The sequence below is a fragment of the Halopseudomonas xiamenensis genome, assembly GCF_014219065.1.
GTDB classification, from domain to species: Bacteria; Pseudomonadota; Gammaproteobacteria; order Pseudomonadales; family Pseudomonadaceae; genus Halopseudomonas; species Halopseudomonas xiamenensis.
The window spans coordinates 69,110-90,446 of record NZ_JACLGO010000007.1; the positions used below are offsets into that span (position 1 = coordinate 69,110).

Here is a 21,337-nt window from a genome sequence, read left to right on the forward strand (position 1 = left end):
CTTCATTCATTGCCAATCGGGGGCAATAACTACATTTATGCCTGCCGGCAGGTTGGTTACGGGGATCTGGCAGGCGAGCCGTGAGTTCGCACGGACGTGATATGCCAGATCCAGTGTGCATTCCTCGTCTTCCGCCGGCGGCGGTAACAGAGGTAGTGCGCTTTCTTCGATATAAACGTGGCAAGTGGCGCAGACACAGCCGCCGGCGCATTCGGCACGAATGTTGATATTGGCGTCTGCGATGAGCTCCATCAGGTTGCTGGCGGTGCCATCCTGCGTTTCGACCTGATGCGCCTGGCCTTGCTGGTCAACAACTGTTATCAGCATGTTGTCTTCTCCTTGCCAAGCCTCAGTTGCATGGCTGTGGTGCTGTGTTGAAAGGTATTGCGTGCTTGCGGATGAATCCGCTGGATGGCGTGGTGCGCCATGAGTGCTGCTTCGTGGAAGCCTGAGAGGATGAGTTTGAGCTTGCCGGGGTAGTCGGTTATGTCGCCTATGGCGTAAACGCCTGGCAGACTGGTTTCGAAGTTGGATGTATCGACTGCGACCCGACCGTTGCGCATGGTCAGGCCGAAGGAGCTGACCTCTTCCAGGCTGGCGACCAGTCCGTAGAAGGCCAGCAGCTCATCGCATGGCAACTGAATGGCTCCGGCAGGCGTGTTCAGCTCAACACTCTGCAGATGATCCTCGCCGTGAAGGGCGAGGATGGTTCCGACCTGGACGTCGATCTGTCCTGCTTCCATCAGCGACTGCAGCTTGGCTAATGTCGCGGGGGCGGCGCGAAATTCACTGCGGCGGTGAACCAGAGTGACATGCGCGGCGCGTCCAGTGAGTGCAACAGCCCAGTCCACTGCGGAGTCACCTCCTCCGGCGATCACGACCCGCTTTCCTGAAAATGCCTGGGCGTCACGGACGGCGTAGGACAATCCCTTGCCATCTACGTACCTTCCGGCTTCGGCGAGCGGCAGTTTGCGTGGATTGAACGACCCCCCTCCTGCGGCAATGACCACGGCCCGGGTGATGAATTCGTCGCCTGTACTGGTGGTCAGCTTCCAGCGCCCGTCATCCATGGCTTCAAGAGCATCTGCTCGAGTATTCAGATGAAATACAGGATTGAAGGGCGCTGTCTGCTCAAGCAGGTTGTCGGTGAGCTCCTTCCCGGTCAGCGAGGGGATTGCTGGTATGTCGTAAATGGGTTTGTCCGGATATAACTCCGCGCACTGGCCGCCTGGCTTGTCCAGAATATCGATCAGGTGACACTGGGCATTGAGCATGCCCAGCTCGAACACGGCGAAGAGACCGCAGGGTCCCGCGCCGATAATCACCGCATCTGTTTCAGTAATCGCCATTGATATCTGCCTCTTGAATCTGGCTTCGAGCCGTTGTGTCTTGTCAGGACTTATTCAGAAAACATGCCAACTTTCAATATTGAAGGGGAGGCCCGGTTTAATAGGATATTTGTTGTATTTTTGAGTTTACACTCTTTAGTTTGGCTCCAGTTTGGTGCAAGTGGCTTGGTCGTGTGCTCCTCTTGGGCGCAGGATTGATGGGGTGGTTATGGATCTATATTCAGATTTTTATGCTTTTATATGTGTTTTTTTACTGATTATCGGGTACTTACCGGTTCGTCTGCGTATGGGTGTGTAAAGAGTTGCTCCAGACGTGTAGCTGTGAATCCTTGGGCTCTTAAAGTCGATACTCTATATATTGACTGGCGGGAACTGGGGCTTGCGAGCTTGCTTTCCCTCTCTTCTGATCCTGTCTGGAAACAGGGCAGACTCAGCAACTGGCATGCGCTTTGCTGTGGGTTGGTAGTGCAGAGCTGATTCTGCAGCTGATCAGGAGGTGGTTATGGGATTCAAGAAACTGGTGTTGGGGTTGTCCATGCTGTTCGCATTGACTGGTGCAGCCTTGGCAGACGAAAGCTTTCCACAAAAGGCGGTCTCGATGGTGGTCGTATGGCCAGCGGGAGGCGGGCATGATATTGCGGCCCGATTGGTGGCAGAACATGCAGCGGAGTATCTCGGCCAGCCGATCATGATCAACAATGTGACCGGCGCTGCCGGTTCCAACGGCATGCGCCACGTCGCGAATGCTGATCCTGATGGATATACGGTGGGCCTGATGGGGATGCACGCGCTGGTGCAGAGCTATATGAATCCCAACGCGCCCTCGTTGGACAAGTTCGACCCACTGGCGTTCCTGGCGTTTGAGCCCGGTTCGCTGCAGGTGCGGGCAGATTCGGGTATTGATTCGATTGAGGAGTACGTAGAGCAGTTGAGTCGGGACCCCGGATCGATCGTGCATGGTAATGATGCGCTGGGCGGCAACACCTTCGTCTATACGACATTGCTGGAGAAATATTTCGACGTTGAACTCACCCGGGTCCCCTATGCCGGTCATGCGCCGAATACTGGGGCTCTGGTGTCGGGAGAAATCACCTCTGCGGCAATGCCAATCCCGCAGATCGTTCAGCATTACCAGTCCGGTACGGTGAAGGTTCTGGGGGTCATGAGCGAGGAGCGCAATTACATGCTCCCGGATGTCCCGACTTTTCGCGAGCAGGGATATGACCTGGTCAGCGGTGACTACTTCATCTTCTTTACGCCCAAGGGTGTGCCGGCGGAAGTCCGCGCGAAACTCGAAGATGCTTTTCTCAAGGCGATGGATGCTCCTGAGTTGCGTGAGCGCGCTGCAGTGATCGGTATTGAAGTCCAGCCAGGTGGGCAGGAGCGCGCTGCGACCGTTCTGAAGGAGCAGGATGCGTTGATCTACCCGGTCCTGTTGGCGGAAGGGATGGTTCATGAATCGTTGGTCAAGTAACGGACGGAGGAGCAGGGGGCTGTCCCCCTGTACATATCCATGAGAGAACAAATGGCTGTCAATGATGAGAAGGGCGGAGGCTGCGAGGGATGGATTGACGTTGGCGCAGGGGGCTTTTTCCTTGCGTGGGCGGCTCTCGGTTGGATCGGCCTGTTAAGTAATGACCAATTACTGCAGACACAGCGTAGCTGGTTCGTCGTTGGTCCGGGGTTATTGCCCTTCTGGGGGCTGGTGATCTTGAGTATGGGTGGCCTGGTGATGATGCTCAAGGGCGGATGGAGTGTGCTGCGTCGGGCTGCAGAGCAGGGATCAATAGACTGGAAGCAGCACGGCTATGCGGTGGCCATGCTGGCGAGTCTTGTCGCTTTGGTGGGCAGTATGCAGGTGACTGGGTTCTTCATCTCTGCTCTGGTGTTCTGCTTAGTGTGGACTCTGACTCTCAGTCGTGGCGTGGTGCGCGAAGCCTATCGGGTCACGCTGACGGCGGTAGGCAGCTCCCTGTTGATCGCCGGCCTGCTGTATCTCGTTTTTGTTGAGTTGGTTAATGTTCCGCTGCCCTAGAGGGGTAAAATCATGGTCATAAATGAATTCCTGACAGCATTACTCGCAATTCTGGGGTCGCCTCAAGCGGTAATGCTGGTACTGATTGCTGTCGCCCTGGGGATAATCCTGGGTGCGGTGCCGGGTATCAGTACAACCATGGCAATTGCGGTGCTTCTGCCTATCACCTTCGGAATGGAGATGGAGATGGCAATACTCTTCCTTCTGGGAGTGTTTATTGCCAGTGTGTACGGAGGCTCAATCAGTGCCATTCTGATCAATATCCCGGGTACGCCAGCCGCCATGGTCACCCAGTTGGATGGGTATCCCATGGCCCAGCGCGGACAGGGCGGGCAGGCACTCAAGCTGGCTCTGTACGCGTCTACAGTGGGTGGCCTGTTTGGCATCCTGCTGCTGATAGGCGTGTCGCCGCTCATGGCTGCTGCAGCCAATATGATGCAGAGTGCCGAGTTTGCGGCTATTGCGATTCTTGGTCTGGTCATGCTTGCCTTTGCCTCAAGCACATCCCCGGTTCGTGGCGTCATGGTCGGACTTATTGGCATCCTGTGCGGCATGGTGGGGTTCGATACCATGACCGATATCCCGCGTTTCGACTACAGCGTGCCTGCCCTGCAGGGAGGAGTGGACGTTGTCGCCATGATGTTGGGTATCTTCGGTCTGGCTGAAGTCATGAAGAACCTGTCCGGTGCGTCCAATCCTGATTTTCAGCGCCCGGTAATCGGGAATGCGGTATTGAGCCTGGCTTCGATATTCAAGCGTTGGGGCAGCATGCTGAGAGGCTCTGTCATCGGTGCAATTATTGGCTGTGTGCCGGCGGTTGGCTCGGCTATCGCTGTATCGGTTGCCTATGCGCAGGAAGTGCGCCTGGCCAGGGATAAGTCTGCTTTTGGTTCAGGTGAGCCCAGAGGCGTGGTCGCGCCGGAGGCAGCCAACAGTTCCAGTATCGGTGGTTCCCTGGTGCCGATGATGACCTTGGGGATACCGGGCGATACCATCACGGCGGTGCTGATGGGGGCGCTGCTGATGCATGGTCTCCGACCTGGCCCACTGTTGTACGTCAACAATCCGGAGTTTTTTGCCAGCGTCTACGCGGCTCTGTTCATCGGTGTCATGGCCACGCTGGTGGTGGGGCTGCTGTTGGTGCGGGCTGTGGTGCGGATCATGGGGATCCCGCCGCGCATTCTGCTCGTTGCCATCGCCGTCCTCTGCGTGGTGGGTGCCTTTGCGATCCGTAACAGTATCTCGGATATTTACGTGATGATCTTCTTCGGGTGCGTGGGGTATCTGTTGCATCTGCTGCGCCTGCCAGCCGCGCCATTGGCATTCGGCCTGATTCTCGGCCCGATTCTGGAAGAAAACCTGGGTCGTGCCTTGCTGCTCAGTAGGGGGGCATGGAGCGTGTTTCTCGATCGGCCCATTTCCCTTGCAATCCTTGTGCTGACCCTTGTGGTACTCCTGTTACCAGTGCTGTCGGGACTCTGGCGTCGGCTCAAGCGACCGCAGTTGGCTGGAGCAGCTGAATGAGGCTACCCGATGATCATGTGGACCTGCCTGGGACGGGGTCGTCGGCACCGTCAGCGGGTGGAATGTGAGTTTCTCGTCGAGATATCTGGCAATGGCAGGTTTGCTGTTCTGCGCACTGGCCTGGAGTGGCAACACCCTGGTAGCCCGAGGTGTGGTGGGCATGATGCCGCCTGTCAGTCTCGCATTCTGGCGCTGGGTCCTGGTCCTGGTTCTGCTGCTACCGTTTGCGGCCAGTGGTCTGTGGCGCCATCGCCAGGCGCTATGGCAATGTCGCTGGCAACTGCTGGTACTGTCCGCGCTGGGCATCACCGCCTTCAATACCCTGTTGTACCTGGCTGCTAGAAATACAACTGCCATCAATATCAGTCTGATCAATACCGGGTTGCCGGTGGCTGTGTTCATTGCCATGGTGGTGTTTTTGCGCCGATGGCCTGGGCGCCGGATGATGTACGGTGCGGCGCTGTCATTTCTGGGGTTGATCGTCATCCTGACCGGTGGCTCTGTGCAGCAATTGTTGACGGTAGGGTTCAATCGGGGTGATCTGCTGGTGCTGTTGGCGGTGATGTCGTGGGGTGGATACTCGGTCCTGCTCCAGAAGTGGCCTCTACCGGGACCGGGGTATGTCCAGCTGGCTGCCCTGGTGGTGTGTGGCGTGCCGTTGCTGTTGCCTGTCTATCTGTGGGAGGTGGCGTCTTCTGGATGGGTTGAAATAGGGTGGGAGGTCGTAGGTGCGGTGAGCTATACCGCGGTGGCCTCATCGTTGATGGCGCACCTTGCATGGACACATGGAATCAAGGTTGTCGGCCCCGCCACCGCATCCATGTTCACCTATCTGATCCCGGTATTCACAGCCGTGTTCGGTATTCTGATGCTGGGTGAAGAGCTGTACTGGTACCACTTGCTTGGGGGTGGTCTGGCCCTTTCGGGCATCATGCTGGCTGCAGGGAAGTAGCTTTTATTCATCACCTTTCAACATCTTCTCCAGCAGGAAGGACAAGGCCAGGCGCTCGGCCTGATTCAGGTTGCGGGAGGTCAGTTCGGTTATCCGGAGGGCGGCAGAGACCATGCGTTGATGCAGTTCGCGGCCCTGGCCGGTGATGTGGACTATCACCTTGCGCTTGTCATCTTCCGCTGCCCGCACTTCGATCAGTCCGCGCTTGCCCAGGCGTTCGATCAGGCCGCGAATGGTTCCCTGATCAATAGCGGTTGCCTTGATCAGCTCGGCCTGGGAGCTGGGGCCGTGGTCACAGAGTGCGCAAAGTGTGACGAATTGGGTACTGGTCAGTTGGGGGTCGGCCGAGTTCTGCAAAAAGATCTCGGTGTGCCGCTGATAGGCGCGGCGCAGGAGGTAGCCTACCTGCTGGGTAAAGTCGTATTCGCAAGTAGGCGAATCCTTATCCGGGGGGTGAGAGTTCACTGGTTTCTCCTGGGCTGACAACATGTTTTCTGATCCTTGATGGGCTGGACGATGGCGTTCCCCGGAGCGCCCGGGTAACGCCGGCCTGGTGCCTAGCTGTCCAATACCTTGCCTTTTTGTACCACGGTTTCACCATCCAGAATGACATCGCAGTGGCGCAGCGGAATGTCCATGTGGCAGGGGGTCTTGCGGGATCCGCCTACTTCCGTATTGGGGCCGGTTGAAAACAGGAAGTTGCCTTCGAATGCTCTGGCGTCCATGCACATGCCATCACTCTTGTCATACAGGCCCATGGCGGTCCACTGGGCGCGAGGCTGCAGGCCCCATCCGATATGGGATATACCATACACCTCGGGATCGTTGAAATAACGCATATAATCTTTCAGGTATTCGGCCTCGAATCCACCGAAGATGCCGGTGATGAATCCTTCTTCAATCTCCAGCGTTACCCGCTCTCTGCAATAGTTCTTGAACGGCAGGAGGATGTCGCCGATGTCCAATACCAGCGTTCCCTCGGCAGAGCGCTCGTCCGGCCAACTGAAGACGAAGCCGCTGGGCCAGTGATCCCAGCGCCCGGGTTCATCCGCAAATCCGTATTCCGAAACAACCGGGTACTGGCCCAGCGCAGCCCGGAAGTTGCTGCCGGCCTGGGAGGTTACCTGAATGGAACTGGCGTGGGATAGGCGATCTGCGGCAGCCATTACCCGATTTTTATCATGCTCTGTTGGCAGGATGCGCACGAGCACCTCGGGTGGCTCTACAGCGAGAAGGATACGAGTGCCGGTCTTGAGAATCTGTTCCTGTTCCGGGGAATGCAGCAACATCATGGTATCGATGATCAGGTCGGCAGCTTCGAGGGCCCTCTGCGCAGCGTGATTCCCTGTCAACGCGGTATCCCCGCAGTAGGCGGTCATATCGTTACCCATGGCCATGGGATGGTTGAACGAGGGTAGCTCCACCATGTACACCCGGGCACCAAGTCGCAGCGCCGCATTGGTCGCCGCCTTCACCGTGAGCGGGTTTGAGTAATGGCTTTTCAGGATGGCTACGCTTTGCGTGGCATCCACTCGGGACAGGCTGAGAACCTGTTCGAATTTGGCAGTGAATTCATATTCATTGATCGGCATTACGACCTCCTAATGCTCCAGCTTGGTGCAAAGGCACTTGGTTGTGTGCAAAATTAAAGCGTATAGACTTTAAATTTGCGGTGATTTCGATTGAGTTTTTATATAAGCAATTGCCTTGCCATTTTTCTTTTAATAGTATTTTTTGTGTGATTTTTGCGTATAATTTATGTTTTTAACGTCTTCTTTCACTAAGAGTCATGTTCTGGAATAAAAAGTGCATACACTCAAATTGGGTAAAAATGAGTCCCAAGGAGACAGTATTCATGAAAGACAGAATTGCGATTATCGGTGGAGGGTTGGGCGGGGCAGCGATGGCTGGGTTGCTGCAGAAGGCAGGTCATGACTGTGTGGTCTATGAGCAGGCCCCGGCATTTACGCGTCTGGGAGCGGGAATCCACATTGGACCCAACGTGATGCGTATCTTTCGACATCTGGGCATGGAGCAACAGTTGGCCGACTTCGCCTCGCATCCGGATTACTGGTTCAGCCGGGACGGCTTTACCGGCGATTATCTCTCCCGTATCAAGCTGGGTGAGTTTGCGGTAAAGGAATACGGCGCCCCGTACATCACCGTGCACCGGGGAGATCTGCATGAGCTGCAGTTGAAACTGCTTACACCCGGTACGGTACGTTTCAACAAATGCCTCGAGCATGTTGAGGACCGGGGGGACGATGTGCTTCTGACCTTCACCGACGGCAGTCAGGAGACCGCCTCGATTGTCATTGGTGCCGATGGCATCAACTCGCGTATTCGTGAGGCTCTGCTGGGTGTCGAGCCGCCACAGTACAGTGGTTGGGTGGGGCACAGGGCGCTGATTCGAGGCGACCAGCTACGTAGATACAATCTGGACTTTGAAAAATGTGTGAAGTGGTGGTCGGAAGACCGCCACATGATGGTGTATTACACCAGCGCCAAACAGGACGAATACTACTTCGTGACTGGTGTGCCGCATCCTGAACCGGATTTCGAAGGTGCCTTTATCGATAGCAGTAAGGAAGAACTGTTTGCGGCTTTCGAGGGCTACCACGAGACAGTCCAGGCCCTGATAGAAAGTGCCGAGACCATTACCAAATGGCCTTTCCGCAATCGTACTCCTTTGCCTCTGTGGAGCAGTGGCCGGATGGTGCTGCTGGGTGATGCCTGTCACCCGATGAAGCCGCACATGGCGCAGGGTGCCTGCATGGCAATCGAAGACGCTGTCATGCTGACCCGTTGCCTGGGTGAAACCGGTATCAGTGAATATGCTACCGCGTTTGCCCTATATGAGCAGAATCGCAAGGAGCGGGCATCCAGGGTGCAGGCTATTTCCAATGCCAATACCTGGCTACGCACTCAAGAAGACCCTGCCTGGCTGTTTGGGTACGACATCCTGAATGTGCCGCTGACAGAGGGTAGAGGCTGATGGAGACCTTTCTCTACGGCGCGCATGCGCCCACCCCGGGCTGTCGTCAGCATTATCTGCGCTATGGCGGCAAGGGCGAGCCGCTGATCCTGCTTCCCGGGATTACCAGCCCGGCGATCACCTGGGGCTTTGTTGCGCAATACCTGGGGCAGCACTTTGATACTTATGTGGTGGATATCCGAGGTCGCGGCCTGTCTTCCTGTGAGTCCGGCATGGATTACTCTGCGGACCGTTGCGCCGAAGACGTTATCGCTCTGGCGGACGCTCTGGGACTGTCCCGGTTCCACCTCATGGGGCATTCAATGGGCGCGCGTTTTGCGTTGCGGGCCAATGAGCTCGGCCTGGCTGACAAGCTGAGCAGTCTCTGCCTGATAGATCCGCCCGTGTCGGGGCCGGGACGGAGGCGCTACCCCAGCCAGCTTCCCTGGTATGTCGATTCGATCAGGCAGGCGCGGGAAGGCATGGATGCCGAGGCCATGCGCGCCTATTGCCCCACTTGGACCCCGGAGCAACTCGCCCTGCGCGCCGAATGGCTGCATACCTGTGATGAGCAGGCTGTGGTGCAGGCATTCAATGACTTCCATGAGATCGATATCCATCCCAGCTTCGCCTCGATCAGAACGCGCGCATTGTTGATCGTCGCGGGGTTGGGCGGCGTTATCGAACAGGCTGACATTGATGAGATCCGTGCCCTCGCCCCGCTGATTGAGGTGATGAAGGTCGCATCCGCAGGTCACATGATCCCCTGGGATGATCTACCGGGATTCCTGAAGGTGGTTGGCTCGTTCTACGACATTGATTTCGATTTCACTGAGGACAGTTGCAATGACTAAGAGCTTTCGCGTTGGCCAGATTGTGCCTAGTTCAAATACCACCATGGAAACGGAGATTCCGGCCATGCTCTTGGCCAGACAGCTGATTCGGCCGGAGCGCTTCACTTTTCATTCCAGCCGTATGCGGATGAAGCACGTGCGCAAGGAAGAGTTGGCCGCAATGGATGCAGAATCAGGGCGTTGCGCTCTGGAGTTATCGGATGCGCGTGTGGACGTGCTGGGGTACGCCTGCCTAGTGGCGATCATGGCAACCGGGCTCGGCTATCACCGCGAGTCGGAACGCAATCTGCGCCAGTTGACTGCATCCAACCAGTCAGATGCACCAGTCATTACCAGCGCCGGCGCGCTGGTTGAAGGACTGAAGGTGTTGGGAGCCAAGCGTATTGCGGTAGTGGCACCTTATATGAAGCCGCTTACCGAACTGGTAGTGGACTATATCAGGCACGAAGGCTTTGAAGTCGTGACATGGAAAGCGCTTGAAATCTCGGACAATCTGGAAGTCGGTCGGCATGACCCGGCCCGCCTGCCAGGGATCGTCAGTGAAATGGATCTGACCGATGTGGACGTGATTGTGCTCTCTGCCTGCGTGCAGATGCCCTCGTTGCCTGCTGTCGCCACGGTTGAGGCAATGACCGGCAAGCCGGTTATCACGGCGGCGATCGCCACCACCTACGCCATGCTTAAGACAATGGATCTCGAGCCCATCGTTCCGGGTGCCGGCGCGTTGCTCTCGGGGGCATACTGATCACCGGAGGGTACTACCCATGTCCATCAGTGCTGTAGAAAACTATCAGGGAGTGTGGGGCAACCGTATCGGGTTTGGGCGACGGACTGCGGTTCTGTTTATCGATTTCATGCAGGCCTACACTCAGCCCGGTGCTCCGCTTTTTGCTGAGGGTGTAGTGAGTGCCGTGGGCAGGGCGCAGGAGCTGCTTGCCTGGTCGCGGATGAATGAGGTGCCTATTGTGCACACCAATATCCGCTACTTTGCGGATGATTGTGCCGATGGGGGAGTCTGGGTCAGGAAAGCCCCGGTGATGAAGGGCATGGTGCAAGGCAATCCGCTTGCCGAGTTCTGTGCTGCCGTTATGCCTGAGCCTGGGGAGTTGGTGATTACCAAGCAGTACGCCAGTGCGTTCTTTGGCACCAGCCTCGGCCCGCATCTGTATGCCCAAGGGATTGATACTCTGGTTCTTGCAGGTTGCTCGACCAGTGGTTGCGTTCGGGCTACGGCGGTGGATGCTGTTCAGCATGGTTTTCATGTGGTGGTCGCAAGGGAATGTGTGGGTGACCGCCATGACGGACCGCACGAGGCGAACCTGTTCGACATCGACAGTAAGTATGGCGATGTTCTGTCGCTTGAGGACGTGTTTGCAGGTCTTGGCAAAGAGCGGGGCCTTTGAAGAGGAAGTCGAGGTGACGGCACGCGCGGGGAGCTGGGCGTGTCGTCTCTGACATGGATGATGCTGTATTTGTCGCCATAATATGACCTGGCTATTATTTAAAGTCATAACAAGACGCTTTTGTTTGAAATGTTCTAGGTCTACAATCAGGCCCACTGATCCGGCAGAGCCGGTTTACTGATTGCTGCTGAGGAGTTTCCATGGCCGAGTACCAAGCCCCCCTGCGTGATATCCGTTTCGTTCTGAATGAGACATTTGCGGCCGATCAGCTGTGGCAGAGCCTGCCAGGCCTGAACGGTGCGATCGACGCCGAGACAGCCGACGCTATGCTGGAAGAGGCCGGCAAGATCACCTCGCAGATCATCGCGCCGCTCAACCGTAACGGTGACGAAGAGGGTGCCCAGTGGAATGACGGCGTGGTAACCACTCCGGCCGGCTTCAAGCAAGCCTACGCTACCTATGCCGAAGGCGGCTGGGTGGGGCTGGCGGGCAACCCCGAGTACGGCGGACTGGGCATGCCCAAGGCCCTCGGCGTACAGGTCGAGGAAATGGTCTACGGTGCCAACAGCAGCTTCGCCCTGTATATCGCCCTGACCGCCGGCAGCACCTTGGCGCTGGATGCCCATGGTAGCGAAGAACTCAAGCAAACCTACCTGCCGAACATGTATGCCGGCACCTGGGCCGGGACCATGTGCCTGACCGAGCCGCATGCCGGTACCGATCTGGGCATCATCCGCACCAGGGCGGTCCCGCAGGACGACGGCAGCTACTCGGTGACCGGCACCAAGATCTTCATCACCGGCGGCGAGCACGACCTGACCGAGAACATCATCCATCTGGTGCTGGCCAAGCTGCCCGACGCGCCGGCCGGGCCCAAGGGTATCTCGCTGTTCCTGGTGCCCAAGTTCCTGGTCAACGAGGATGGCAGCCTGGGTGAACGCAATGCGGTCAGCTGTGGCTCGATCGAGCACAAGATGGGGATCAAGGGCTCGGCCACCTGCGTGATGAACTTCGACGGTGCCAGGGGCTACCTGATCGGGGAACTGAACAAGGGCCTGAATGCCATGTTCACCATGATGAACTATGAGCGCCTGTCGATCGGCATCCAGGGTATCGGTTGTGCAGAGGCGTCCTACCAGAGCGCGGTGGCCTATGCCCGCGAGCGCATCCAGAGTCGCGCTCCGACCGGCGCGGTGCAACCGGACAAGGCGGCCGACCCGATCATAGTGCATCCCGATGTGCGCCGCATGCTGCTGACCATGAAGGCCATGACCGAGGGTAGCCGGGCCTTCTCGACCTACGTCGGCATGCAACTGGATACCAGCAAGTTTGCTGAGGACGAGCAGATCCGCAAGAAGGGCGAGGATCTGGTCGCGCTGCTGACGCCGGTGGCCAAGGCCTTCTTCACCGATGTCGGCTTCGACAGCTGCGTGCATGGCCAGCAGGTGTTCGGTGGTCATGGCTACATCCGTGAATGGGGCCAGGAGCAGTTGGTGCGCGACGTGCGCATCGCGCAGATCTATGAAGGCACCAATGGCATCCAGGCGCTGGACCTGATGGGCCGCAAGACCGTGGCCAATGGCGGCGCCTTCTTCAAGGTGTTCGCGGACGAGATTCGGCAGTTTATTGCCGATAACGGTGCGCAGCCGATGGCCGAGTTCGTGCAGCCGCTGCAGGCCGCGCTGGATAACCTGGAGCAACTGACGGCGGAAGTGATCGAGCGCAGCCGAGCCAACCCCAATGAAGTGGGTGCTGCCTCGGTGGAATACCTGCACACCTTCGGCTACACCGCCTACGCCTACATGTGGGCGCGGATGGCCAAGGCAGCGCTGGCGGCAGTGGACAATGACAGCGATGGTTTCTACCAGGCCAAGCTGTCTACCGCGCGCTTCTACTTCAAGCGTCTGCTGCCGCGTATCCACGCGCTGAGCGCGTCGGTGCGTGCCGGCAGTGAGGTGTTGTTCGAGCTGGATGCGGCGCAGTTCTGAGACAGATCATGCAGGCGTAGGAAAAGGCTTACAGAGTGTGGTGGTAATAGCCTATGGGGCAACCCGCTGCGCCTGCGTATTATTGGTCTTGCAGGGATGCACCGCAGGAAGCGAGGCAACACCAACAGGGAGCAGGGAACACGCTACAGGAAGTGCCAGCATTAAGGATGATCAGGACGTTATTCTGCAAAACCCCCGCCTTGGCGTACGCTCTGGCGGGGTTTTTTATTTCACCATGACTCCAGCACCGAACTTTGCTGGACTACGCCGTAGCTCGTTGTGGCAGGTTTATCAATAACTTACGTGAGTTCATCCTATGCCGGTGCTTTCCGAAACTTGACCCGGCTTCCGACCGCTTGGCTCCCAAGAGGCTCCTGGAAACGGGTCTTTCCAAGGAGTCAGCTATGGCCAAGATCAAACTCACCAAGTCCGCAGTCGATGCGGCACAACCTCAGGCGCAGCCCATCGAGCTGCGCGACACCCTCGTTCCCGGCTTCCTGTGCAAGATCACGCCGGCCGGCCGCAAGGTGTTCATGCTCCAGTACCGGACGAACGCCGGCGAGCGTCGCAAGCCCGCGCTGGGCCAGTACGGCGAACTGACCGTCGAACAGGCCCGTTCGCTGGCGCAGGAATGGCTGGCCCAGGTGCGCCGGGGCGGCGATCCGGCAGCGGACAAGGCCGAAGCGCGCAAGGCGCCGACGGTCAAGGAACTGTGCGTGCAGTTCATGGAGGACTACTCCAAACAGCGCAACAAGCCCAGCACACAGAAAGGCTACCAGAGCGTCATCGACCGCAACATCATCCCGATGATCGGCCGCCTGAAAGTCCGGGACGTGAAGCGCCCGGACATCGCCGGGATGATGAAGAAGATGGCGCACAAGCCAGCCGACGCGAACCGCACGTTCGGCGTCATGCGTCGGATGTTCAACCTGGCCGAAGTGTGGGGCTACCGTTCCGACGGCACGAATCCATGCCGCCATGTCCCGATGTATCCCAACGGCAAAGCCACCCACCTCATCAGCGACGAGGACATGGGGCGAATCTTCCGCCAACTCGACAAGCTGGAGGCGGAGGGGCTGGAGAACTACGTCATTCCCCTAGCGATCCGCTTGCAGTTCGAGTTTGCCGGCCGCCGCTCCGAAATCGTCGGCCTGCAATGGGATTGGGTCGATCTGGAGAGCCGGCGGGTGGTCTGGCCCGACAGCAAGACCGGCTGCATGTCGAAGCCCATCAGCGAGGAAGCCTACCGACTTCTCTCGACGGCCCCACGGCTGGAAGACTGCCCGCACGTCCTGCCATCGCCGAGCCGTCCAGGGCAGCACCTGACCACGGGCGAGTATTACAACGGCTGGAGCCGCGTCCTCAAGGCGGCAGGTGCGACGCATGTGGGGACGCACGGCATTCGCCATCGCTCGGCCACTGACATTGCCAACTCCGGCATTCCGGTCAAGGTCGGCATGGCGCTCACTGCGCACAAGACCGTGGCGATGTTCATGCGCTACGTCCACACCGAGGATGATCCGGTGCGCCAGGCGGCCGAACTGGTGGCGAACCGTCGAAAGACCATCACCGGGGCGCGGCGTGCCGAGGAGGCAGCGGCATGAGCAAGAAGACGCCTCCGGCGGCGGGGAAAAGCCCCGCCGCCTTGCCGGCCGGCTATGCCGGCATCCACGGCGGCATCGTCGAATTGCTCGATGCTGCGCGCCAGTCGGCGGTCCGCAGCGTCAATGCGCTGATGACGGCCAGCTACTGGGAAATCGGCCGCCGCATCGTGGAGGCCGAACAGCAGGGCAAGCGGCGCGCGGGCTACGGCGAACAGTTGATTGCCCGGCTGTCCGCTGACCTGACCACGCGCTTCGGGCGTGGGTTCAGTGCGGACAATCTGGAGAACATGCGTCGGTTCTTCCTCGCGTACCCCTGGTCTGCAATTTCCGAGACACTGTCTCGGAAATCTGGCAACGAGCTGGCTGCGGTGAAATCCGAGGCAGTGTCTCGGAAATTAGCTCTCTCCGAACTGGCGCAGGTGTTCCCGCTGCCGTGGTCGGCTTACGTCCGGCTGCTGTCGGTCAAGGACGACCATGCCCGTCAGTTCTATGAGGCCGAAGCCCTACGCGGGGGCTGGAGCGTGCGCCAGCTTGACCGGCAGATCGGCAGCCAGTTCTACGAGCGCACGGCGCTGTCCAAGGACAAGGCAGCGATGCTGGCGAAAGGTGCGGTGCCCAAGCCGGCGGATGCCGTCACGCCCGACGACGCGATCAAAGACCCCTATGTGCTGGAGTTTTTGGACCTCAAGGACGAGTATTCGGAGTCCGATCTTGAGCAAGCCTTGATCCGGCGACTGGAATACTTTCTGCTGGAGCTGGGCGAAGGGTTCACCTTCGTGGGACGGCAGCGCCGGTTGCGCATCGACCAGACATGGTATCGGGTGGACCTGCTGTTCTTCCATCGCAAGCTGCGCTGCCTGGTCATCATCGACTTGAAGCTGGGCAGCCTGACCCACGCGGACGTGGGCCAGATGCACATGTACTGCAACTATGCCAAGGAGCACTGGGCGTATTCCGACGAGAATCCGCCCGTGGGCCTCATCCTCTGCGCCGACAAGGGCCACGCGTTGGCGCGGTACGCCTTGGAGGGGTTGCCTACCAAGGTCATGGCGGCCAACTATCGAACCGTGCTGCCGGATGCCGAATTGCTGCAACAAGAGCTTGAGCGCACGCGGCTCATACTGGAGTCTCGCAGCGGGATTCATCCTGAGACCGGTCAATGATAGCGGGCGCATCCCGGCGTACCGCCGTCGGGCTCGCGGGCTGCGCCTCGCGCTTCGTGCCGAATCCGCGGCCATCCGGCTTTGATCCCGATCCCTGATGCCTCCGGCCCTTGAGGGCTTACGCGCTTTGCTTGCGTGGGAGCGGAGCCATCTATCGAGGCCACAACCGCTGCCATCCCTAGCTCATCATCTTGTCTGCAATTGTCGCCCGCACCCGTGTGCCACCAATGCGTGCGCCCTTACACTTCGGTGCGTTTTGGTGCATTTCGGTGTAAGCTGGTGATCGAGTTCCATATTGGTTGATCCGCCGTTTATGCCTCAATTGCAACCGATCAAGCGCTTCACAGTCTCCCTTGATGTCGAGGACTACGAGGCTTTGCGCAAGCTGGCTGAGGCGCAACGTCCGCCGTTGCCGCTCCAGTACGTTGTGCGCTTGGCCATCCGGCGCTTTCTGGATCAGCCCGAGGGTACGGTTCTTCGGCGCATTGAGGACGACACACAGTGAAGCGAACAATGAAATTGGCTATGCCGATATAAAGGATGCGGTGCAGCGGGGGGGAGTATGACGGTCCTGCAAGAAATACTTGAATGGTCTCAAGGCCGCCCAGCGTGGCAACGCGACGCGCTACGTCGGCTCGTACTCAATGGCGAACTCTCCGACGATGACATCCGCGCACTCACCGAAGTTTGCAAAAGCGCGCATGGCCTCGCTGATCAGCAGGAAACCGCTCCCCTCGACACGGAACATGTACCCGACACAACAGCAGGTGCTGCCCCTGTTTCTCTGGTATCAATCTTCCATCATCGCGGCGTGAATGCGCTGGCCGAGAACCAGACGCTCAACTTCGCACCTGGTCTCACCGTGGTTTATGGTGATAACGGCGCAGGCAAGACGGGCTATATCCGAATCCTCAAGGGCGCTTGCCGGGCGCGCGGGCAGGAGCAAATCCTGGGCAATGTCGTCTCCGGCACAGCACCACTCGCCCCGGTGGTTGCGATTAAGTACAAGATCGGGACCGAACCTGAACCACGGGAATGGACCGGGGCCGGCGAGGATGAGTTTGTTTCGCGCGTGAGCGTATTCGACACGCAATGCGCTGCCGTCTACCTGACCGAAAAAACCGATGTTGCCTTCCGGCCCTTCGGCTTGGACCTGTTCGACAAGCTCGTGAAGGCGTGTAAGGCCGTTCGCGCAGAACTCGAAAGCGAACAGCGCGCGCTTGCGTCAAACGCTCTCGTCGCTGTTCAGGCGCAGGTTCCCGAAGGTACAGCAGTTGCGAAGTTTCTAACGAACATCAGCTCCCTTACCAAGCCGGATGCCGTAGAGGCACTCGCGCGTCTCTCCCCGGAGGACGAGACTCGGCTTGCGCTTCTGGAGAAGTCGCTGCTCGACTTGCAGGCCAATGATCCCGAGAAGCTGATCCGGCAACTGACCCTACGCGCGGGTCGGGTTCAGACACTGGCCCGGCACCTCAAGGAGGTGGAAGCGGCGCTTTCGGTGGAGGCCGTGGCTGCCGTGTTCGATGCACGGACAGAAGGCCGCCGCAAGAGCGAGGAAGCAAAACGGCTGCGGGAGGCAACGTTTCCCGAAAGGATGCTGCCTGGAACCGGCACTGATCCCTGGATCGCGCTTTGGGAAGCGGCGCGTCAGTTCTCGCAGGAGTTGGCCTATCCAGGCAAGGCATATCCGGTCGTAGAAGACCGCGCTCATTGCGTCCTGTGCCAGCAGGACCTCGATCACGCAGCGTCCCATAGGCTCAAGCAGTTTGAAGCGTTCGTGGCTTCGACGACCGAACGTGAACTCCGGCAGATTAGGGAGAAATTCGCGCGTTTGCGAAAGGGCTTCACCGATCTCAGGACAACAACCGAAGCTGTTGACGAGGCGCTCAAGGAAATCCGCATCGAGCATGAGGCTGTTGCGGACACCATAGCCGCAGCGCTTTCAGTCAACGAGAATCGCCGCAAGACTGTCGCCGCAGCCCTCGGCGAAGACAAGGACCTCTCCCCCGAGTGTCCCGCCCTCGTGTCGGCCTCTCGTGACGCCGAGATGTTGGCTCAGGAAATCGAGGCTCGGATCAAGACGCTGCGCACCAGCCCCACCGATGAAACCCGCAAGCGCATGACAGCCGAGGTGCAGGAACTGCGCGCTCGTAAGATTCTGGCGACACATCAGCAGACTGTTCTTGATGATATCGAGCGTCGGAAGAAATACGCCGCTTACGGACTGTGCATCGACGAAACCAAGACACAGACGATTACGCAGAAGAGCACTGCCGTCACGAAAACCGTCGTATCCCAGAAGCTCAAGCGGAGTTTCAAAGACGAACTGGTCAATCTGTCTTTCGGTCACGTCGAGGTCGAGTTAAAAGAACTTGGCGGTGCGGACGGCGTCTTCTATCACAAGCTTGCTCTTACGCGTGCGCCTGGCGTTGATTTGCCCAAAGTTGTAAGCGAGGGCGAGCAGCGCTGTCTCTCCATTGCTGCGTTCTTTGCGGAACTCAGCACCGCCGATGACCCCTCAGGCATCGTGTTCGATGATCCCGTTTCTTCGCTTGACTACCAGTGGCGCCAAGGTGTGGCGCGGCGCTTGGTGTTGGAGGCCAACACCCGACAGGTTATCGTCTTTACCCACGATGTCGTCTTCCTGCTTCTCCTCAAGCAATTCGCCGAGGAGTTGGGTGTCGATCAGTTTGACCAGCACGTCCGGTTCCTGTCCAAGGGTGCAGGTGTATGCACCGAGGAGCTTCCCTGGGTTGCGCTGCCGGTGAAGAAAAAAATCGGCTACCTGAAAAACGGCTGGCAAATAGCCGACAAACTTTCTCGCGAAGGTCATCAGGACGCCTACGAGAAAGACGCCAAGTATCTTTACGGTTTGCTGCGGGAAGCGTGGGAGCGCGCCCTCGAAGAGGTACTTTTGGGCGGAGTGGTCGAGCGCTACAGACCGAGTGTTCAGACACAACAAGTTGCCCAGATCGCCGACATCACTCCCGAAGACTGCAAAACTGTTGAGACGGCCATGACAAAATGCTCGAAATGGCTGCCTGGCCATGATCAAGCTGCGGCGGCCCGTGCGCCGATACCCGGTACGGCGGAACTCAAGGCCGACATCGAAGCACTAGAAAACTGGGTGACGGCAGTACGCAAACGCCGCAAGAAACCCGCGGAGGTGGCATCCGCATGAGCAATGTCAACATCAAACGTGCCGTCGAGAATATTCGGGCGAACACGACCGTTTATACGCCCGTCGTCGAGATGATCGTTAATGCGATTCAGGCGATTGACGAAGCTGGCCGCAAAGACGGGAAAGTTCAGGTCCGCGCGCAGCGGAGTGCCCAGATCGAACAGGATGGAAGCTTGCCCGAGGTTACGGGCTTCGATATTGAGGATAACGGCATCGGCTTTACTGACGCGAACCGTAACTCCTTCGACACGCTCTACACCGACCTCAAGATCGCCGAAGGCGGCAAAGGATTCGGCCGATTCACTGGACTCAAGTATTTCGAAGACCTGCATGTCAAGAGTGACTACCACGATGGCATTGCCTTCAAAGCCCGCAGCTTTTCAATGGGCAAGGAGCACGAGATTATCGTGCACGAGAAGGTCGCACCAAGCGACAAGCAGGACACTGGCACAGTGGTCACTCTGGCGCCTCTGAAGGCGGGGCGCTCCTTCGACAAGAAGCTTTCGACCATCGCCCGCAGCCTCGCGGAGCGGCTGCTGCCGTATTTCATCACGCAAGATTACGTTTGCCCGGACATTGTTCTTTCAGAGCAGGACGGAAGCGGTGCGATCCGCTTGAATGACTTTGTGAGCAACGAATTGTCTGCCGTTATCCGGGAGATCGGCGTTGATCGCAAAACCTTCACGATCAAGGCTTCCGATACGGAGGAGGAATTTCTGGTTCGTGTGTTCAAACTCTACTCCCCTCGCAACCAGAAAAGCCGAATCAGCCTTGTCGCGCACAAGCGGGAAGTCTCAGGGGCCGCGATCCACAAATATATCCCAGAGTTTGTGGACGAATTCTTCGAGAAAGACCGAGACGGAGAGATTGACAGCGCACGTAATTACATCATCAAAGCTTACGTTTTCGGGCCTTATCTGGACCGCAATGTTTCGCTGGAGCGTGGTGGGTTCGAGTTTCAAATGGAGAGCGACCTGATTCTCGGGATTGGGCAAACCCAGATCGAGCAGGACGCTGCCTCTATCGCCCGTGAGGCGATGGGCGCAGATATTACGTTCCGGCAGGAAAAGAAGAAAGAGCGTGTGCAGTCCTATGTCGATGAAGAAGCTCCGTGGCACAAGGCCATTCTGGAAAGGATCGACCTGAACGGGATGCCCTATAACCCAAGCAATGAAGAGATCGAAACACGGTTGCAAAAGGAGAAATTTGCACAAGAGATTGCCATCAAGCGCGATGTGGCGAAGCTAATGGCTGAGACGAATTTCGAGGATGTGCAGGATAGCGTGATCGAGATCGTCAATAAAATCTCCGGCACCAGCAAGAATGATCTGATTCACTACATCGCATTACGCCGAAAAATCCTAGACATCTTCGGCAAGAGTCTTGAAATAGATGAATCTGGAACGTATTCCTCCGAAGGAGTTGTTCACGACATCATCTTTCCACGCAAGGGCGATACCGATATCACGTCCTTTCACGATCACAATCTCTGGATCGTAGACGAACGCCTGAATTTCACTACCTACGTTTCCTCCGACCTTCCACTCAACGGTGGGAATACTGATCGCCCGGACCTGTTGGTCTACAACAAGCGGGTTCTGTTCCGAGGTGATAACGAAGCGAGCAACCCGATTACGATCTTCGAGTTCAAGAAGCCGCAGCGTGACGACTTCGTGAATCCGTCTTCCCGAGAGGACCCGATCCAGCAGATAGTGCGCTACGTGAACGATATCCGGGACGGCAAGTACAAGACACCCGAAGGCCGAAAGATTCTTGTTGCCGAGAACACGCCGTTCTACGGCTACGTTGTGTGCGATCTGACGGCTAAAGTAGAAACCTGGCTTGAACGCGAAAAAAACTTTACGCCCATGCCCGACCGGCTCGGCTGGTTCCAGTGGATGGGCAACATCAATCTCTATGTTGAGGTCATAAGCTGGGACAAAGTGCTGAAAGACGCGAAGATGCGCAGCCAGATTTTTTTCCAGAAGCTGGGAATCTAGCGTGGCCGTCATGTATCTCTGAGTTGCGCTGGCTCAATAACTAGAGCGTGAGCCGGAAGAAGCGTCATCGTCGGGCATCCACGTTGCCGAGTGCCTGACCACCTTGCCGCCGCGTGTGGTGCTGGTGGAACGTTGCAGCAGGCGACCCAGCGGGCGAAGTTGCAGATTGAGCAGCGACAGCCTGACGAGAAATCCTAACCGTAGCATCCGTGCATCCCGGCGTTCCGCCGTCGGGCTCGCGGGCTGTGCCCCGCGCTTCGTGCCGAATCGCGGCCATCCGGCTTTGATCCCTGGCGCCTCCGGCCCTTGA

19 protein-coding genes are annotated in these 21,337 nt (G+C 58.0%); 14 read left to right on the forward strand and 5 right to left on the reverse strand.

Annotated features, from left to right (window positions below; all coding sequences use genetic code 11):
• Positions 1–6 precede the first annotated feature (6 nt).
• Both H6X51_RS06470 and H6X51_RS06475 read right to left on the reverse strand, forming a co-directional pair.
• Entirely contained in the window at positions 7–327 is a 321-nt protein-coding gene (locus tag H6X51_RS06470) for a 2Fe-2S iron-sulfur cluster-binding protein (RefSeq protein ID WP_185266707.1), read from the reverse strand.
• Positions 321–1,349 (reverse strand): NAD(P)/FAD-dependent oxidoreductase, encoded by a 1,029-nt coding sequence (locus H6X51_RS06475; RefSeq protein WP_185266708.1) that lies wholly within the window; start codon positions 1,347–1,349, stop codon positions 321–323. The genes H6X51_RS06470 and H6X51_RS06475 overlap by 7 nt, the downstream gene beginning before the upstream one ends.
• A gap of 502 nt (positions 1,350–1,851) precedes the next feature.
• Between H6X51_RS06475 and H6X51_RS06480 the strand changes: the two genes are divergently transcribed.
• From H6X51_RS06480 to H6X51_RS06495, 4 genes are all read left to right on the forward strand, one after another.
• Positions 1,852–2,823, forward strand: a complete 972-nt coding sequence (locus H6X51_RS06480) for a Bug family tripartite tricarboxylate transporter substrate binding protein (RefSeq protein ID WP_185266709.1) — start codon at positions 1,852–1,854, stop codon at positions 2,821–2,823.
• 51 nt (positions 2,824–2,874) lie between these two features.
• Entirely contained in the window at positions 2,875–3,384 is a 510-nt protein-coding gene (locus H6X51_RS06485; RefSeq protein WP_185266710.1) for a tripartite tricarboxylate transporter TctB family protein, read from the forward strand.
• A gap of 12 nt (positions 3,385–3,396) precedes the next feature.
• Positions 3,397–4,908, forward strand: coding sequence for a tripartite tricarboxylate transporter permease (locus H6X51_RS06490; protein ID WP_185266711.1), 1,512 nt, complete (start codon positions 3,397–3,399; stop codon positions 4,906–4,908).
• 91 nt (positions 4,909–4,999) lie between these two features.
• Positions 5,000–5,860: a DMT family transporter gene (locus H6X51_RS06495; RefSeq protein ID WP_185266712.1), complete on the forward strand. Its 861-nt coding sequence runs from the start codon at positions 5,000–5,002 to the stop codon at positions 5,858–5,860.
• Between the two features lie 3 nt (positions 5,861–5,863).
• Here the strand turns inward: H6X51_RS06495 and H6X51_RS06500 are convergent, their stop codons facing one another.
• Both H6X51_RS06500 and H6X51_RS06505 read right to left on the reverse strand, forming a co-directional pair.
• A complete protein-coding gene (locus H6X51_RS06500) occupies positions 5,864–6,349 on the reverse strand; it encodes a MarR family winged helix-turn-helix transcriptional regulator (protein ID WP_185266713.1) in 486 nt (161 codons plus the stop codon).
• 68 nt (positions 6,350–6,417) lie between these two features.
• Positions 6,418–7,452, reverse strand: a complete 1,035-nt coding sequence (locus H6X51_RS06505) for a M29 family metallopeptidase (RefSeq protein WP_185266714.1) — start codon at positions 7,450–7,452, stop codon at positions 6,418–6,420.
• A 263-nt stretch (positions 7,453–7,715) separates the two neighbouring features.
• Between H6X51_RS06505 and H6X51_RS06510 the strand changes: the two genes are divergently transcribed.
• The 10 genes from H6X51_RS06510 (at position 7,716) to H6X51_RS06555 (ending at position 21,027) form a co-directional block, all read left to right on the forward strand.
• A complete protein-coding gene (locus H6X51_RS06510; protein WP_328795630.1) occupies positions 7,716–8,855 on the forward strand; it encodes an FAD-dependent monooxygenase in 1,140 nt (379 codons plus the stop codon).
• Positions 8,855–9,688, forward strand: a complete 834-nt coding sequence (locus H6X51_RS06515) for an alpha/beta fold hydrolase (RefSeq protein WP_185266715.1) — start codon at positions 8,855–8,857, stop codon at positions 9,686–9,688. Before H6X51_RS06510 ends, H6X51_RS06515 begins: the two co-directional genes overlap by 1 nt.
• Complete coding sequence (locus tag H6X51_RS06520) at positions 9,681–10,433, forward strand: maleate cis-trans isomerase family protein (RefSeq protein ID WP_221627254.1); 753 nt, start codon at positions 9,681–9,683, stop codon at positions 10,431–10,433. The genes H6X51_RS06515 and H6X51_RS06520 overlap by 8 nt, the downstream gene beginning before the upstream one ends.
• A gap of 19 nt (positions 10,434–10,452) precedes the next feature.
• A complete protein-coding gene (locus H6X51_RS06525; protein ID WP_185266716.1) occupies positions 10,453–11,091 on the forward strand; it encodes an N-carbamoylsarcosine amidohydrolase in 639 nt (212 codons plus the stop codon).
• 200 nt (positions 11,092–11,291) lie between these two features.
• Positions 11,292–13,079, forward strand: coding sequence for an acyl-CoA dehydrogenase C-terminal domain-containing protein (locus tag H6X51_RS06530; protein WP_185266717.1), 1,788 nt, complete (start codon positions 11,292–11,294; stop codon positions 13,077–13,079).
• 404 nt (positions 13,080–13,483) lie between these two features.
• Complete coding sequence (locus H6X51_RS06535) at positions 13,484–14,683, forward strand: tyrosine-type recombinase/integrase (protein ID WP_185266718.1); 1,200 nt, start codon at positions 13,484–13,486, stop codon at positions 14,681–14,683.
• Complete coding sequence (locus H6X51_RS06540; protein ID WP_185266719.1) at positions 14,680–15,846, forward strand: PDDEXK nuclease domain-containing protein; 1,167 nt, start codon at positions 14,680–14,682, stop codon at positions 15,844–15,846. Before H6X51_RS06535 ends, H6X51_RS06540 begins: the two co-directional genes overlap by 4 nt.
• Positions 15,847–16,141: 295 nt before the next feature.
• Positions 16,142–16,351 carry a ribbon-helix-helix domain-containing protein gene (locus tag H6X51_RS06545; RefSeq protein ID WP_221627255.1) on the forward strand — a complete coding sequence of 70 codons (210 nt, stop codon included), beginning with the start codon at positions 16,142–16,144 and terminating at the stop codon, positions 16,349–16,351.
• Between the two features lie 57 nt (positions 16,352–16,408).
• On the forward strand, positions 16,409–19,027 hold the full coding sequence (locus H6X51_RS06550) for an AAA family ATPase (protein WP_185266721.1): 2,619 nt from the start codon (positions 16,409–16,411) through the stop codon (positions 19,025–19,027).
• Entirely contained in the window at positions 19,024–21,027 is a 2,004-nt protein-coding gene (locus H6X51_RS06555) for an ATP-binding protein (RefSeq protein WP_185266722.1), read from the forward strand. Before H6X51_RS06550 ends, H6X51_RS06555 begins: the two co-directional genes overlap by 4 nt.
• 33 nt (positions 21,028–21,060) lie before the next feature.
• Here H6X51_RS06555 and H6X51_RS20475 read toward each other — a convergent pair whose 3' ends face one another.
• Positions 21,061–21,234: a hypothetical protein gene (locus H6X51_RS20475; protein ID WP_185266723.1), complete on the reverse strand. Its 174-nt coding sequence runs from the start codon at positions 21,232–21,234 to the stop codon at positions 21,061–21,063.
• Positions 21,235–21,337 lie beyond the last annotated feature (103 nt).

Coding starts and splice junctions, on each gene's coding strand:
- H6X51_RS06470 (WP_185266707.1), bottom strand. CDS start 327: ATGCTGATAACAGTTGTTGACCAGCAAGGCCAGGCGCATCAGGTCGAA.
- H6X51_RS06475 (WP_185266708.1), bottom strand. CDS start 1,349: ATGGCGATTACTGAAACAGATGCGGTGATTATCGGCGCGGGACCCTGC.
- H6X51_RS06480 (WP_185266709.1), top strand. CDS start 1,852: ATGGGATTCAAGAAACTGGTGTTGGGGTTGTCCATGCTGTTCGCATTG.
- H6X51_RS06485 (WP_185266710.1), top strand. CDS start 2,875: ATGGCTGTCAATGATGAGAAGGGCGGAGGCTGCGAGGGATGGATTGAC.
- H6X51_RS06490 (WP_185266711.1), top strand. CDS start 3,397: ATGGTCATAAATGAATTCCTGACAGCATTACTCGCAATTCTGGGGTCG.
- H6X51_RS06495 (WP_185266712.1), top strand. CDS start 5,000: ATGGCAGGTTTGCTGTTCTGCGCACTGGCCTGGAGTGGCAACACCCTG.
- H6X51_RS06500 (WP_185266713.1), bottom strand. CDS start 6,349: ATGTTGTCAGCCCAGGAGAAACCAGTGAACTCTCACCCCCCGGATAAG.
- H6X51_RS06505 (WP_185266714.1), bottom strand. CDS start 7,452: ATGCCGATCAATGAATATGAATTCACTGCCAAATTCGAACAGGTTCTC.
- H6X51_RS06510 (WP_328795630.1), top strand. CDS start 7,716: ATGAAAGACAGAATTGCGATTATCGGTGGAGGGTTGGGCGGGGCAGCG.
- H6X51_RS06515 (WP_185266715.1), top strand. CDS start 8,855: ATGGAGACCTTTCTCTACGGCGCGCATGCGCCCACCCCGGGCTGTCGT.
- H6X51_RS06520 (WP_221627254.1), top strand. CDS start 9,681: ATGACTAAGAGCTTTCGCGTTGGCCAGATTGTGCCTAGTTCAAATACC.
- H6X51_RS06525 (WP_185266716.1), top strand. CDS start 10,453: ATGTCCATCAGTGCTGTAGAAAACTATCAGGGAGTGTGGGGCAACCGT.
- H6X51_RS06530 (WP_185266717.1), top strand. CDS start 11,292: ATGGCCGAGTACCAAGCCCCCCTGCGTGATATCCGTTTCGTTCTGAAT.
- H6X51_RS06535 (WP_185266718.1), top strand. CDS start 13,484: ATGGCCAAGATCAAACTCACCAAGTCCGCAGTCGATGCGGCACAACCT.
- H6X51_RS06540 (WP_185266719.1), top strand. CDS start 14,680: ATGAGCAAGAAGACGCCTCCGGCGGCGGGGAAAAGCCCCGCCGCCTTG.
- H6X51_RS06550 (WP_185266721.1), top strand. CDS start 16,409: ATGACGGTCCTGCAAGAAATACTTGAATGGTCTCAAGGCCGCCCAGCG.
- H6X51_RS06555 (WP_185266722.1), top strand. CDS start 19,024: ATGAGCAATGTCAACATCAAACGTGCCGTCGAGAATATTCGGGCGAAC.
- H6X51_RS20475 (WP_185266723.1), bottom strand. CDS start 21,234: ATGCTACGGTTAGGATTTCTCGTCAGGCTGTCGCTGCTCAATCTGCAA.